We start from the raw sequence: 13,515 nt of genomic DNA on the forward strand, positions 1-13,515 counted from the left end.
TTAACGCGCACAGCCTGACGGGGGAACTCCTCGACAGGCTGTGCGCTTATAACCTGAGTTTTTCAATAGAACGCCTGTGGCCACAATGATCTGCTCGTTCGAGGCCGCTGAACGACCTCGAACTTTAGATAGCCTTAACTGACCGACACCTTGCCGTTCACCTCGGCGCTGGCCTGTTCAGCCTGTGAACTGATGTACTGCTGCTCTTCGCGATACTTTTGTTTGTCCCAAAGTCGGAAGAACGGATAGTAAATCGCCATCGAAATCGCCAGATTCACAAACTGTATTACTGTCCCCGAGATATGACCGCCGGTGGCCAGATACCCGCTAATAAAAATCGGCGTGGTGAACGGCAGCGCGATACCTACCGGTGGCGTCACCAGTCCCGTCGCCATTGCGCTATAGGTGACAATAACCAGCACCACCGGTGTCAGAATAAACGGCAGGAAGAAATACGGGTTCATTACTAGCGGAATGCCGAACACCATCGGTTCACTGATATTAAACAGGCAACCCGGTGCGGCGATGCGACCCAGCTGTTTCATCTGCGCGCTTCGGCTGCGGATCAGCATAAATATTACCAGCCCCAGCAGTGCGCCGGTTCCGCCCGGGGCTATCCATAAATCGTAAAACTGCTGCGTAATGATGTGCGGGATTGGCTGATTATTCTGAAACGCCGTCAGGTTTTCAGACATGTTAGACAGCCAAATGGGTTGAATAAACACCAGTACAATCGCGTCACCGTGCAGGCCGAGTGTCCACAGCAGGCCGATTAAGATCACCGAGAAAATCATGCCCGGCAATGTGCCGCCAATGTGGTGCATCGGAATGCCGATAAGGGTGGCAATCATGGTATTGATGTCGCCGAACGGCGTGGCTTCGACGATAAGGCGCAACGCGAGCACCACCGCCAGGACGCAAAAGCCCGGCACCAGACTGAGGAAAGACTTGGCAACCGCCGGAGGCACCCCTTCAGGCATGGTGATCACCAGGTCACGGTTGTGAACGAAGCGATAAATCTCGGTCGAAAGCAGGGCGATAATGATGGCGACAAACAGCCCCTGACTGCCGATAAAGTTCATGGGCAGTACGCCTTTCACCATCATCGCCTCAGCGCCTACCACCGGGGTGAACAGCGTATGTTGAGGGATGGTCAGTAAGAATGCGACCAGTGAAACCGCGCCGGTGCTTAACGGATCGAGGCCGCGGTATTTTTCTGCCAGACGGTAGGCAATCCCGAAGCTCGAAATGATCGCCATAATATCGTAGGTGGCTTTTACCGGATAAAGCAGTTTATCGCGCCACGCCGCACCGAATAATTCCCCCATAAAATTGGCATAGCTGGGGAAAGGTAAATAGGCGAAGATAAGAAAGAACGAACCAATCAGCATGAAAGGCATATTAAGTATAATGCCGTCACGTACGGATAATATGTGTTTCTGTCCGGCTATTTTTAATGCTGCCGGTAATACGTAGCGTTCTATAATATTATTAATATTAGCCATAACCCCCCCTGTTTTACCCGTTCTATTTCAGTCATCATGCAGTCAGAAATTTATAGGGTAATGTTTCATTAGTTAAACTGCGGTAAATAGCGGCGATTCTGTGTCAGGATTTCTTCGAGCATTTCTTCGGCAATATTGGCATTGCCAATTAAGGGATTCGTCACCAGCGCCAATATCGCGCTTTTCCTACAGCCTTTAACGGCGGCTTCAATGGTGAGGCGTTCAAAGTCTTTAACCTGCTGCGTCAATCCGTTCATGGCTTCTGGCAGCGGGCCAAAAGAAAGAGGATGTGCGCCCTGTGCGTTAATCACGCAGTTGGTTTCTACGACGGCATCATAAGGAAGTCCAGCGATGGCGCCTTTATTTGTAGTGTTGACTACTAATACTTTGCCTGAGTTGGTGTGGATCGCCCGAATAAGCTCCACCGCAACCTCGGAATAAAAAGCACCGCCACGGAAATTAAGCTGGGTGGGTTTTTCGGCCAGGTCAGGACTGGCGTACAGCGTGAACAACTCGGCCTCGACCTTCATCACCTGTTCGGCGCGGGTGCCGCGCTCGGCGGCCGCTTCGAACTCTTCAGCCAGCATTGCGTCAGTTTGGTAGAAATAGCGATGATACGGGCAAGGGATCGCGCCCAGTGCGCGCAGAAACGCCGGTGGCCAAGGGGTATCCTTGATATTGTTCATAGTCAGGGTTTCGCCGTTGCACAGGCGTTCGATAACGGACTCGGTGACGTCTTTGCCTTTGAGCGCGACTTGATGGACCCACACCATGTGGTTTAATCCGGCAAAACGTAGCTCAACGTCCTCATATGGCGCCTGTAGCATATTGGCAATCATATGATGCATGTTCACCGGCACGTTACACAGGCCGATAACATTGGCCTTACTGTGGCGGCTGACCGCCTCGGTGACGATGCCTGCCGGATTGGTGAAGTTGATTATCCAGGCATCCGGAGCCAGCCTCTCGACTGTCTTTGCCACCTCGAGCATCACGGGAATCGTGCGCAGCGCTTTGGCGAAACCGCCTACGCCGGTAGTTTCCTGCCCCAGCATATTAAATTTTAGCCCAAGACGTTCGTCGGCGGCCCTGGCGGAAAGCTGGCCTACGCGAAGTTGGGTTAGCACAAAGCTTGAATCGCGAATGGCGTCATCCAGCGAGAAGTGCACGGAGACCTTGACCTGTTCCAGCCCGTTGCGTTTTAACATGCGTCGAGTGAGGTCGGCGATAATCTGCACTTTCTCGCGACCCGCCTCGACGTCGACCAACGCCAACTCGCTCAGGCCTATTTCGCTGTGGTGTTGAATGAGTCCGTCAACCAGCTCTGGCGTATAGCTGCTTCCACCGCCGATTACACTAATCTTAGTCATTACATTCTCCTTGCGGGTTACGGCGATAGAGCTCAATCATATCGCTGGCTAATTCCTGAATAAGCATGGCGTTCATTAAATGATCCTGTGCGTGCACCAGAATTAAACTCACCGGTATTTTTCCAGACCCTTCATCCAGACCAATTAATTCGGTTTGTATTTTGTGGGCAGAGGAAATAAATAATTTCGCCTCCTCGACCAAATTAATTGCTGCACTAATATCGCCGCTTCTCGCTATTCTCAGCGCAGACAGCAGCGAACTTCGCGCACTGCCGGCCTGAACCAGCAGTTCCATTAGCTTATTTTCTAAATCCACGCTTTCGACGTTGATGATGTCAAGATCCATAGGGCTCCTGATTGCTTAACTTAAAGAGTTGATCTTCAGGAAATAAGGCTCAATGCCCGATCAAGAACTTTATCCCCGCGCAGGGTGCCGTAATCCATCATGTTAATAACCTCGACCTGTTTTCCTTGCGCAGCCGCAATATCTGACAGACGAGCGTGTTCGTATTTAACCTGTGGCCCTAACAGTACGATATCGGCCAAAGAAATAATCTTTTCAAAATCGGCAACCGGTACGGCTTCAATATCAATGGTTAATTGTCGTTTATTGGCTTCGGTTTTCATTCGCTGAACCAGCATGCTGGTAGACATACCGGCAGCGCAGCATAGAAATATTTTTTGCATCATCTGGATTCCCTGTTTGGAGCCTGAGTGGCTGTGGAAATATAAAACGCCAGCCTCGACATGAAGTAAATAGGCTAAATCATAGGTTTTAATTATGGATTTCAATTAAATATAATAAAAACAAACAGATAATGATTTTTTGTTGGTGAAATTTTTTTTCATGAATGTGATCTGACCCTAAATATGCTCAAAGTGGTTAAATGTTTTCTTAATAAATTGCTTATTTTTCTTATAGTTAATTAAAATGTTGTGATGTCTCTCTCATCCTGAAGTTAGATAAGTGAATTTATTTGAAAATTATTTTCATTTTGCTAGGCTGAGGAATAAATAACCGTGCTGAGGGAAGATCTCGGCTGTGTGAAATTCACGACGTTCTGGTAGGCTGAGTTAAAAGCAACCTGTTGGGTCGATGATCAGAAAAGGGCAACTCAGCTGTGGATATTGTTTATCAAATTCAATTCTTGCAGGGGACATTCAGCCGACAGGAAAAGAAAGTCGTCAAGGTTATCCTGGATAATCCGTCGTTTGCCTCCGATGCCACTCTTGAACAGCTGGCTTCGAGGGCGGGTGTGAGTACAGAGACCATCGCGCACTTTGCCAAATCGCTCGGCTGTCAGGACATTAACGATTTCATGACCCACATGCGCGCACAAACGGCGACGCAACGTCCTGACACCAGCGTGTCGAAGCCGGTGCCGGGCGGGACCGATATTGCCTTTGCTTCGGCAACGCTCCTCGGCAAGCTGCCCGGCGTCAGTCCAGAAATCATGCAACGTTTCGCTAAATCTATCGGTTATGAAGATATTGGCGACATTATTTATCAGATTCGTGCGCAGCAAAATCAGTTTAGCCAGCAAGAGAGCAAGGTTGCTCAAGCTATTCTTGACGACGTCGCCTTCGCTTCGTCGGCAACCATTGAGCAGCTGGCCTCCCAGGCCGGGGTGAGTCCGGCAACCATAACCCGTTTTGCCAAATCGATGGGCTGTGATGACATTCGCGACCTGCGCATGAAGCTGGCCCATGCCAGCGCCGTGGGTTCGCGTTATATGGCCGCGCAGTCCGAAAAAACCAGCGGTTTCGGTTCGGCGACGTGGCAGCAAAGGCTCAATCAACGGGAGCAGCGCATACATTTTCAGCTGCAACGCTTTGATGAAAAAGCCTTTATCCACGCTGTGTCACTGATTTCTGATGCGGTTAAAGGCATATATATTTTCAACACAGAGAGTCGTTGTACATTTTTCGCCAGCGAGCTGCTAAACGGTCTGCTGCGGGCGGGACGTCCAGCTTATGCGTTTCAAGACGTCGAGCTTATGCGCATCAGCGCCTCAGGTTTGTCGTCTCAACACGCGGTACTGATGCTTTCGGTGAGTCAGGAGAGTGAGGTTCTGGCCGAGATTGCCAAAACGGCCGTTGATCGCGGTGCAAAGGTTGTCGCCATCTCGCCGGATAACTCCCCGCTGGCCGCCCAGGCCACGACATTGTTGTCTCTGGGGGATGAACCTTCCGCTTCGCTGAATGCTCAGGCAATGATGTTAGGGGGGGATCTGCTGTTAGATCTAATGGGGGAGGGCTTTTAATTTCAATTAGGATTAGGCTTTTAATTGCAAATTTTTGGGGAAGGTCAAAGTCTCTTGGGTCAAAGTAAGGCCAAAGGCACGCGCCTTGGCGCTGGCCCAGACCAGCCAAGGGGCCTTCCCAGGCCAAGACCCCTTGGCACCCCACGCCGCTTCGCGGTTCCCCGTCTCGGTTCCGAGCCAAACGCGTCTCGCCACCCGTCGCCCGGCGCTGTCCCGAATCCGCCAACCCCCCTCTCAAACAAAAACCGGCAACCTTGAGGTCAAATCCACGCTCGGTCTAACGGCGGGATTTTTTTGTTTGTTCTTTGCTGCATCAGCAGCGGTAAATCTTATGTCTTTTCTGCGCCAGATTCACATGGGCGAGTTCAGGACGGCGCGGAAAGGTAAATGCCCCTTGAAGCTTTCAAACCGGAAAAGCGTCTCGGAGTTAATTGTCCTTAAAAGCAGGTCCAGGGCAGCCGCCCACAAAAGCGGCTTTAGGGGCAGCCTCCCCGCTTACACCATTAGGCTGACATGCGCCGCCACTATCTTCCAGCCGCTCGGCATCTTGATCCAGGTCTGCATCTGGCGACCAATCTTGTCGGTACCTTTACGGCGAAACTCGGTGCTGGCGATCGCCATATCGTCACCGTAGGTGGTGATCACGGTGTTTTGCAGGTCGCGATCCAGTCCCTGAGCAGGGCGAGAAGCGCGGAACTCACGAATCTGATCGATACCGTAGAGGTTTTCTCCCGCTCCGTAGCGCACGGTGCGTGGGTCGTGCCAAAACAGCTCGTCCAACACCACCGTATCATTGGTAATCAGCGCCTGTTCGTAGCGATAGAACGCCGCATTCACTTCAGCCAGAATCGCCGGACGATCGATATTTTCACTTTTCATCTATTTCTCGATTTTCAAAAAATGTCTGTTTTAGCCAATCAGCGAGCTCTTGACGCTGACGATCCCCTGTTGTTCCAACGCCCATGCTGCACGCAGGCACAGATCTTCACGCCACGGCGGAGCGATAAGCTGTAGACCGATCGGCAGGCCGCTCGCTGTCGTCAGCGGCACGGAAACTACCGGCAGGCCGAGGAACGAAATAGGCTGGGTCAGCATGCCCATGCTGGCGCGGGTGGGCAACGATGTGCCGTTGATTTCAATCGATTCCTGTCCGATAAGGGTGGCCGGGCACGGGGTAGAAGGGGCGATGAGGATGTCCCAGTGTTCAAATATCGGTAGCACCTGCTGCTGAAACTGATGACGGAAGCGCTGGGCCTGCACGTACCAGGCGGCAGGGATCATCGCGCCAGCCAGCAGACGCTCGCGCGACAGCGGCTCGAACTGTTCCGGGATCTTGCGCAACTGGGGCAAATACTGGTTTCCGCCCTCGGAGGCGGTAAGGATGAACGCCGCCGAACGGGCCAGCTCGGCCTGCGGCATCTCGACTTCTTCCTGCGCCTCAAGCGCCTGAGCGACCCGTTTCACCGCCTCTTTGGCATTGTCGTCACACCAGGTACTGAAAAAGCCGCCAAGTACGGCGGTGCGCAGCCCCTGTTGGCCGCGTGTCAGCTGTGAAAAGGTCTCGACCGTCGGTTTGTGGGCCTGAAACGCATCGGCGCTGTCATATCCTTGCAGCGCATCGTACACCAGTGACAAATCGCTGCTGCTGCGCGCCATCGGGCCTAAATGATCGAGGCTCGCGACAAAGGGCTGACTGCCGCGTCGCGACAGCCGGCCAAAGGTGGGTTTCAGTCCTAAAATGCCGCTCAGGGAAGAGGGGACGCGGATAGAACCGTTGGTGTCGCTGCCCAAAGTGAATTGCACCAGGCCTGCCGCTACGGCGGCGGCGGATCCGCCCGAAGAACCGCCCGCTACGCGTTCGAGGTCGCGTGGGTTACGGGTCGCCCCGTAGTGGCTGTTTTCCGTCGTGAAGCCGTAGGCGTAGGCGTCCATGTTTAGCATGCCGGAGAGCAGTGCGCCGTTTTGTGCAAGGCGGGCGACGGTCCAAGCGTCTTCTTTGGCCACTGGATTGCTGCTGTTCAGGCTGGCACCGGCCAGCGTCACCTCGCCGGTCACGTCGAGCAGATTTTTTACTGCGTAAGGCACCGCAGCCAGTGGCGGCAGCTCAGCGCCGCTGGCCCGCAGTTTATCAACCTTCGCCGCCTCACTCAGCATGCGTTCGTGCGTGATATGGGTATAGGCATTAATCGCCGGATTGGCTTTCTCGATGTTTTCGAGCGTCTGACGGGCAATTTCGGTGGCAGATACGTCGCCGCTCTTCAGAGCCTGCTGGATGTCGTCGATGCCCGCTTCGTGTAAAGGTTTCATGCGTGATAGACCCCGGCAATCTCGAGGCGCGGGTCAAGCGGAAGGTCCATCAACGGCTGAGCCATCTGTGCGATGCGGCTAAACTGCGTCAACAATTCCTGACGACGGGCGTCGTCGAGGTCCAAGGCCAATATAGCCTCCATCTGGCTCACATAGGCAGCCCAATCGGCGGGTGGCACAGAAGATGTGGTTTTCATAAATTCTCCTCTATTTAATCACCTCCCTCAGAGCGGGGAAGGGCTAAGGTGAGGGAGCCGCGGCTCCCTCTCAATGTCAGAATCCTGCCGCGCTGCCGTTACTGCGCGGGTCGGATGCGCCTTCGAACATGCCGTTGGTGTGACGCACAATGGCACCGGCGTGACCCACCGCCTCGCTGAACTCGGGCAGCATCTCGACGTCATGGCCGCGCTGGCGCAGACCGGCCAGCGTCGCGTGGCTGAAGCGGCTTTCCAGCTTCAGTGAGTCGGAGCTTTGTCCCCAGGTGCGGCCCAGCAGCCAGCGTGGACCGCTGATCGACTCTTGCAGGGATTTTTTCTGAATAACGTGGCGGATAAACACCGCCGCCTGCGTTTGCGGCTGACCGTCACCGCCCATCGAGCCATAGACCATGGTACGTCCGTCGTAGAGCCGTGCCGCCGCAGGGTTCAGGGTGTGGAACGGCTGTTTGCCGGGTGCCAGCGCCAGCAAGTGGTCGGCATCAAGGCTGAAAGAGGCCCCTCGGTTTTGCCACATGACGCCACTGTCTGGCAGCACAACGCCGCTGCCAAACTCGTGATAAATGCTCTGAATAAACGACACGGCCAGCCCGCTGCTGTCCATCACGCCCAGCCAGACGGTATCGCCGGGGCCTTTACCTTTGCCCCAGTCGGCGGCGCGATGCGGATTGATTCGCGTGGCCAGGGCATCAAGATAGGCCGGATCCAACAGCGCCTGCGCGTCCTGTGTCATGATGCGCGGGTCGGTAATGAAGCGGTCGCGAAGACCAAACGCCAGCTTGGTGGCTTCGACGATGCTGTGAATGGTTGCGCCCTCATCCATCGCCTCAAGATTGAGACGGTCCGTAAGGCCAAGAATCGCCAATGACACCAGACCCTGGGTCGGCGGCGTCAGGTTGTAGATTTCGCCTTTGCTGTGCTTGAGCTTCAGCGGCGTGCGGCGCTGCGGGCGATACGCGGCCAGATCCTCGTGCGTGATTGGCATGCCGAGCTTTTGCATATCGGCGGCCATGCTGTCGGCAAGTTCACCGCGGTAGAAGCTGTCGAGTCCTTCTTCTGCCAGCTGTAGCAGCGTTGAGGCGAGTCGCGGCTGAGTAAAGCGATGACCACACTGCGGCACATGGCCGTTCGGCAGAAACACCTCGGCGAACGAGGGCATAGACTCCATCTCGTGGCGCTTGCTGTGTGTCGCCGCCTCCTGCGAGGCCGTGACCGGAAAGCCGTCGGCCGCGTAGCGAATGGCATCGCGCAGCAACCGCGAAAGCGGCTTCTGCTCACCGCCTAACTCGTTAGAGACGTTCAGCGCTTCCTGCCAGCCACCCACCGTACCCGCGACGGTTAAAGCGGCCTTCGGACCACGATGGGGTATGTGGCTCTCCCCGGCATAGAAATCGAGCGACGCCAGCGAACCGGCGGCCCCGCTGGCGTCGATAGCGACCGGATTGCCCTGCGGCGGCACAATGAGCCAGAAGCCGTCGCCGCCCAGACCGTTCATATGCGGATAGACCACGGCAATCGTCGCGGCGGCGGCCACCATCGCTTCAATGGCATTACCTCCCTCGCGCAAGACCGCCAGTGCGCTCTGACTGGCAAGATGGTGAGGGGTGACCGCCATACCGAGCGGTGCGCTGTTACTGTTAATCATGCCGTGATCCTTTGTCCAAAAAATTGATACCTGGTTTTCAATAAGCAAGAGCTGTTCCAGATCGTCTGCTTATGGATAAAGTTTTCTAAATCTGTGAGCAAAAGCAGAAAGTGAAACGAGTGAAATTTATTTGCCTAAGGAATTGTAGGTCATGATATCTTCGGCTGAAACGTTGGTTACAGGAAACAACACATGAAACAGATCGACGAACGCCTGCGCGGTTATTACGCCGAGCTTACGCCACAGGAACAGCGGGTTGCGGATTTTATATTCGATCACATCGATGACCTGATGAGCTACAACAGCGCCGAGCTGGCGCGCCTCAGCGGCGTCTCGAAGGCGACGGTCAGCCGACTGTTCAAACGTCTCGGTTATCCCAGCTACCGCGATATGCGCGATGAGGTGAGAACCCTGCGCCAGAGCGGGATGCCGTTGACCGACAGCCGTGACGCGGTGCAGGGCAATACGCTGCTGTCGCGCCATTACAAGCAGGAAATGGCTAACCTGACTCAATGGATCAATCAGATTGACGGCAGCCAGTTTACCGCGGTGATTACCGCACTGAGCAATGCGCGACAGGTTCGCCTGCTGGGGATGCGTAACAGCTATCCGGTGGCATTACACCTGCGCCAGCAGCTATTGCAGGTGCGAAATCAGGTGACGTTAATGCCGCAGCCGGGCCAGACCCTGGCCGAAGAGCTGGTCGACCTCACCCCGCAGGACGTCGTGGTGTTTATCGCCTTCCGCCGTCGCCCGCGCGCAACCCGTGCGATTCTGACTCAGCTGCAACAGCTAAATGTCCCGGTATTACTGATTTGCGAGCCGCAGGCACAGTCGCTTATCCCACTGGCGCGCTGGCATCTGGCCGCTTCTCTCGACAGTGTCTCAGCCTTCGACTCCTATTCGGCGGCGATGAGTCTGGCCAATCTGCTCAGCAATGCTTTATTGCATGAAATGCTGGCTTCAGGTCGGCAGCGTATTCACCAAATTACCGACCTGTACAACGATCTCGACGAGCTTGAGCAGCGCTAATCTCATCAAAACAAAGCCCTGAATTGGTGCTTTTGCACGTTTTAGGTGCGAAGGATTTTTTCAGGTGCGCCGCTTTTGCCCTGCTTTGGGGCGATAAATTCGCCCGCTGCTTTGTTTATCTCTCCCGCTAATCCTTTATGAATCGAGGCATTGCCAATATGTCTCGCCTGTTTCTGCTTTTTGGCACATTAGTTGCAGAATGCATGGCATAAGAATCTATCGTTTCATAAACTATTAACCCGGGGAGTCTCAAATGAAAATGAACAAACGGTTGTTGGCGTGGGTAGGTGCGGCGATGCTGATGATTCAGGCACCGTTGGTTTTGGCCGATCAATTGCAGGATATTCAGCAACGTGGCGTGCTACGTGTGGCTATCCCACAGGACTTCCCACCCTTTGGTTCTATCGGCACTGATATGCAGCCTCAGGGTTACGATATCGATATGGCGCACTATCTGGCCGACAAGATGAAACTTAAGTTGCAACTGGTGCCGGTCTCCAGCGCCAACCGCGTTCCTTACCTGCAAACCGATAAAGTTGATCTGGTCATTTCCAGCCTTGGTAAGAACCCTGAGCGCGAGAAAGTGATCGACTTCAGCAAGGCCTATGCACCGTTCTTCCTCGGCGTATTTGGGGCTAAAGGCGATGCCCTGAGCGACGTGAAACAGCTTTCCGGTAAGTCTATCGGCGTGACCCGTGGTGCGGTGGAAGATCTGGTGCTGACCGATATCGCCCCGAAAGATGCAAAAATCGAACGTTATGAAGATAACAACACCACGCTGTCGGCCTATCTGTCGGGTCAGGTGGAATTCATTGCTACCGGTAACCTAGTGGTGGCTGCCATCGCGCGTCAAAACCCGCAGAAAGCGCCAGAGTCCAAGGTGTTGCTGAAAGATTCTCCTTGCTTCATCGGTATGCGTAAGGACGAGCCAGCACTGAAAGCTAAGGTCAACGCACTGATCGACGAAGCGCTGAAAGACAAAACGTTGGACGGCCTGTCTCAAAAATGGATGAAGGCTCCGCTGCCTGCCAATCTGGGTGCCTGATTCACAATGAAAAAAGTTAGCGCGCGCAACGGAGAAATTTCATGACGTATCAGCTTAATTTCCCTGCATTATGGCCCTATCTGCCGCAGCTGTTGGCCGGTTTGTGGACCACCATTGAGCTGACCTTCATGGCGACTGTCGGCGGTATTGCTCTCGGTATCGCCGGTGCGGCCATTCGCTGTGGAAACAACGCGACGCTGCGCCGCATTTGGGGCATCTATGTTGAAGCCATTCGCAATACGCCCTTCGTGGTTCAGCTGTTCTTTATCGTGTTTGGTTTGCCGAGCCTGGGGTTGAAGCTGACCGCAGGCGAGGCCGCGCTGCTGGCGATGCTGATTAACCTCGGGGCGTACAGCACCGAGATAGTCCGCGCCGGTATTCAGGCGACGCCGAAAGGCCAGTGGGAAGCCAGTCGTGTGCTGGGCTTAAGCCGCAGCCAGACCTTCTTCCGCGTCATTCTACCGCCGTCATTAAAACGAATTTACCCTGCGCTGGTCAGCCAGTGCATTATCGTGATGCTCGGATCGTCGGTGGTTTCGCAGGTTTCCTATCAGGAACTGACCTTTGTCGCGAGCCTGATTCAGTCGCGCACTTTCCTGAGCTTTGAAACCTATTTCGTCTGTACGCTGTTCTATCTGGCGCTGTCGATAGTGATGCGCCAGCTGTTGCTGCTCGCCGGACGCCGCTTCTTTGGGAGCCACAGCTGATGATGACTTTTACCGACTGGGACATCCTGCGCAATCTGCTGCTCGCCGCGCGCTGGACCCTTTTACTTTCGCTGGTGGCCTTCTTTGGCGGCACGGTCGTCACTATTCCACTGGTGTTGATGCGCCTGACTCGCCGTCGCTGGATGGCGAACGTAGTGCGCGTCTACGTCGAGATTTTTCAGGGTACCCCGCTGCTGATGCAGCTGTTTCTGGCGTTCTTTGGCCTCGGACTGTTCGGCATCAACGTCAGTCCCTGGACCGCCGCTGCCTTTGCGCTAACCTTTTACTCTAGCGCTTATCTGGCCGATATCTGGTCCGGCAGTATCGAAGCTTTGCCTAAAGGGCAATGGGAAGCCTGCCGCTGCCTCGGTCTGAGTTTCGGCCAGACGCTTTGGCGCGTTATCGCCCCTCAGGCACTGCGCATCGCCGTTGCGCCGACCGTAGGTTTTCTGGTGCAGGTCATCAAAGGCACCGCACTGGCCTCGATCATTGGTTTTGTCGAGCTGACCAAGGCCGGAACCATGCTTAACAACGTGACCTACGAACCGTTCAAAGTCTTTGGATTAGTCGCCTGCGGCTACTTCCTGATGTGCTATCCACTCTCTCTTTACAGTCATTATCTGGAAAGAACATTGCTTGGAGATAAAAAGTAATGCCGCTGATCACCATTAATCAGGTTCAAAAATATTATGGTCAGAACCATGTACTGAAAGGCGTGGATCTGGATATCGAAGGTGGAGAAGTTATCTGCATCATCGGCCGCAGCGGTTCGGGCAAAAGTACGCTGCTGCGCTGTATGAACGGTCTTGAAGCCTATCAGGAAGGGAGCATCAAGCTGGGCGGCATGACCATCACCAACCGCGACTCTCAGGCGCGTGAAATTAGCCGTTCGGTTGGCATGGTGTTTCAGAACTTCAACCTGTTCCCACATATGACCGCGCTGGAAAACGTTATGCTCGCACCGCGCCGCGTGTTGGGTAAAAGCGCCGCCGAATGTCGCGAGCTGGCGATTCAGATGCTGAGTAAAGTCGGACTGGCAGATCGCGTAGATTACTATCCCGCCAACCTGTCCGGTGGCCAACAGCAGCGCGTCGCCATTGCCCGTGCGTTGGCGATGAATCCAAAAGTTTTACTGTGTGACGAAATCACGTCTGCCCTCGATCCCGAGCTGGTCGGGGAAGTATTGAAAGTGTTGGAACAGCTGGCGGCAGAAGGGATGACGCTGGTGTTGGTGACACACGAAATGAACTTCGCGCGTGAGGTCGGTGATCGGGTGGTGTTTATGCACCAGGGCACCGTGTGGGAGCAGGGTGAGAGTCGCGCACTGTTCGCCAATCCGCAAACGCCAGAATTCAAACAGTTTATCGCGTCGGTGCGTGGACTCAACGAAACCCCGGCAGTAGTCTAAAAGTCATTGATTAAAAA

General features: G+C 54.5%; 14 protein-coding genes. 6 read left to right on the forward strand and 8 right to left on the reverse strand.

Annotated elements, in window-relative coordinates; all coding sequences use genetic code 11:
* Nucleotides 1-134 precede the first annotated feature (134 nt).
* From celB to O1V65_RS00415, 4 genes are all read right to left on the reverse strand, one after another.
* The gene (gene celB, locus O1V65_RS00400) at nucleotides 135-1,505 is read right to left on the reverse strand and encodes a PTS cellobiose transporter subunit IIC (RefSeq protein WP_084912891.1); all 1,371 of its coding nucleotides are present in this window, start codon (nucleotides 1,503-1,505) and stop codon (nucleotides 135-137) included.
* Nucleotides 1,506-1,573: 68 nt separating this feature from the next.
* The gene (locus O1V65_RS00405) at nucleotides 1,574-2,875 is read right to left on the reverse strand and encodes a 6-phospho-beta-glucosidase (RefSeq protein WP_017491138.1); all 1,302 of its coding nucleotides are present in this window, start codon (nucleotides 2,873-2,875) and stop codon (nucleotides 1,574-1,576) included.
* On the reverse strand, nucleotides 2,868-3,221 hold the full coding sequence (locus O1V65_RS00410; RefSeq protein WP_017491137.1) for a PTS lactose/cellobiose transporter subunit IIA: 354 nt from the start codon (nucleotides 3,219-3,221) through the stop codon (nucleotides 2,868-2,870). Before O1V65_RS00410 ends, O1V65_RS00405 begins: the two co-directional genes overlap by 8 nt.
* A gap of 35 nt (nucleotides 3,222-3,256) precedes the next feature.
* Entirely contained in the window at nucleotides 3,257-3,562 is a 306-nt protein-coding gene (locus O1V65_RS00415) for a PTS sugar transporter subunit IIB (protein ID WP_026110426.1), read from the reverse strand.
* A gap of 434 nt (nucleotides 3,563-3,996) precedes the next feature.
* Here O1V65_RS00415 and O1V65_RS00420 point away from each other — a divergent pair, with 434 nt between their 5' ends.
* Nucleotides 3,997-5,139, forward strand: a complete 1,143-nt coding sequence (locus O1V65_RS00420) for a MurR/RpiR family transcriptional regulator (protein WP_165429270.1) — start codon at nucleotides 3,997-3,999, stop codon at nucleotides 5,137-5,139.
* Between the two features lie 495 nt (nucleotides 5,140-5,634).
* Here the strand turns inward: O1V65_RS00420 and hpxZ are convergent, their stop codons facing one another.
* The 4 genes from hpxZ to O1V65_RS00440 form a co-directional block, all read right to left on the reverse strand.
* The gene (gene hpxZ, locus O1V65_RS00425; RefSeq protein ID WP_017491133.1) at nucleotides 5,635-6,018 is read right to left on the reverse strand and encodes an oxalurate catabolism protein HpxZ; all 384 of its coding nucleotides are present in this window, start codon (nucleotides 6,016-6,018) and stop codon (nucleotides 5,635-5,637) included.
* 30 nt (nucleotides 6,019-6,048) lie between these two features.
* Nucleotides 6,049-7,446, reverse strand: a complete 1,398-nt coding sequence (locus O1V65_RS00430; protein ID WP_084912889.1) for an AtzE family amidohydrolase — start codon at nucleotides 7,444-7,446, stop codon at nucleotides 6,049-6,051.
* On the reverse strand, nucleotides 7,443-7,643 hold the full coding sequence (gene hpxX / locus O1V65_RS00435; protein ID WP_017491131.1) for an oxalurate catabolism protein HpxX: 201 nt from the start codon (nucleotides 7,641-7,643) through the stop codon (nucleotides 7,443-7,445). Before hpxX ends, O1V65_RS00430 begins: the two co-directional genes overlap by 4 nt.
* A gap of 76 nt (nucleotides 7,644-7,719) precedes the next feature.
* Complete coding sequence (locus tag O1V65_RS00440; RefSeq protein WP_084912888.1) at nucleotides 7,720-9,306, reverse strand: gamma-glutamyltransferase family protein; 1,587 nt, start codon at nucleotides 9,304-9,306, stop codon at nucleotides 7,720-7,722.
* Between the two features lie 192 nt (nucleotides 9,307-9,498).
* Here O1V65_RS00440 and O1V65_RS00445 point away from each other — a divergent pair, with 192 nt between their 5' ends.
* The 5 genes from O1V65_RS00445 to O1V65_RS00465 all read left to right on the forward strand — a co-directional run bounded on the left by O1V65_RS00445 (nucleotide 9,499) and on the right by O1V65_RS00465 (nucleotide 13,498).
* On the forward strand, nucleotides 9,499-10,338 hold the full coding sequence (locus O1V65_RS00445; RefSeq protein WP_017491129.1) for a MurR/RpiR family transcriptional regulator: 840 nt from the start codon (nucleotides 9,499-9,501) through the stop codon (nucleotides 10,336-10,338).
* A gap of 253 nt (nucleotides 10,339-10,591) precedes the next feature.
* Nucleotides 10,592-11,383, forward strand: a complete 792-nt coding sequence (locus O1V65_RS00450; RefSeq protein ID WP_017491128.1) for a transporter substrate-binding domain-containing protein — start codon at nucleotides 10,592-10,594, stop codon at nucleotides 11,381-11,383.
* Between the two features lie 41 nt (nucleotides 11,384-11,424).
* Complete coding sequence (locus O1V65_RS00455) at nucleotides 11,425-12,090, forward strand: amino acid ABC transporter permease (protein WP_017491127.1); 666 nt, start codon at nucleotides 11,425-11,427, stop codon at nucleotides 12,088-12,090.
* 2 nt (nucleotides 12,091-12,092) lie between these two features.
* On the forward strand, nucleotides 12,093-12,743 hold the full coding sequence (locus O1V65_RS00460; RefSeq protein ID WP_086005807.1) for an amino acid ABC transporter permease: 651 nt from the start codon (nucleotides 12,093-12,095) through the stop codon (nucleotides 12,741-12,743).
* Nucleotides 12,743-13,498 (forward strand): amino acid ABC transporter ATP-binding protein, encoded by a 756-nt coding sequence (locus tag O1V65_RS00465; RefSeq protein ID WP_017491125.1) that lies wholly within the window; start codon nucleotides 12,743-12,745, stop codon nucleotides 13,496-13,498. Before O1V65_RS00460 ends, O1V65_RS00465 begins: the two co-directional genes overlap by 1 nt.
* Nucleotides 13,499-13,515 lie beyond the last annotated feature (17 nt).

Source organism: Rouxiella badensis (genome assembly GCF_026967515.2).
GTDB classification, from domain to species: Bacteria; Pseudomonadota; Gammaproteobacteria; order Enterobacterales; family Enterobacteriaceae; genus Rouxiella; species Rouxiella badensis.

Coding starts and splice junctions, on each gene's coding strand:
- celB (WP_084912891.1), bottom strand. CDS start 1,505: ATGGCTAATATTAATAATATTATAGAACGCTACGTATTACCGGCAGCA.
- O1V65_RS00405 (WP_017491138.1), bottom strand. CDS start 2,875: ATGACTAAGATTAGTGTAATCGGCGGTGGAAGCAGCTATACGCCAGAG.
- O1V65_RS00410 (WP_017491137.1), bottom strand. CDS start 3,221: ATGGATCTTGACATCATCAACGTCGAAAGCGTGGATTTAGAAAATAAG.
- O1V65_RS00415 (WP_026110426.1), bottom strand. CDS start 3,562: ATGCAAAAAATATTTCTATGCTGCGCTGCCGGTATGTCTACCAGCATG.
- hpxZ (WP_017491133.1), bottom strand. CDS start 6,018: ATGAAAAGTGAAAATATCGATCGTCCGGCGATTCTGGCTGAAGTGAAT.
- O1V65_RS00430 (WP_084912889.1), bottom strand. CDS start 7,446: ATGAAACCTTTACACGAAGCGGGCATCGACGACATCCAGCAGGCTCTG.
- hpxX (WP_017491131.1), bottom strand. CDS start 7,643: ATGAAAACCACATCTTCTGTGCCACCCGCCGATTGGGCTGCCTATGTG.
- O1V65_RS00440 (WP_084912888.1), bottom strand. CDS start 9,306: ATGATTAACAGTAACAGCGCACCGCTCGGTATGGCGGTCACCCCTCAC.
- O1V65_RS00445 (WP_017491129.1), top strand. CDS start 9,499: ATGAAACAGATCGACGAACGCCTGCGCGGTTATTACGCCGAGCTTACG.
- O1V65_RS00450 (WP_017491128.1), top strand. CDS start 10,592: ATGAAAATGAACAAACGGTTGTTGGCGTGGGTAGGTGCGGCGATGCTG.
- O1V65_RS00455 (WP_017491127.1), top strand. CDS start 11,425: ATGACGTATCAGCTTAATTTCCCTGCATTATGGCCCTATCTGCCGCAG.
- O1V65_RS00460 (WP_086005807.1), top strand. CDS start 12,093: ATGACTTTTACCGACTGGGACATCCTGCGCAATCTGCTGCTCGCCGCG.
- O1V65_RS00465 (WP_017491125.1), top strand. CDS start 12,743: ATGCCGCTGATCACCATTAATCAGGTTCAAAAATATTATGGTCAGAAC.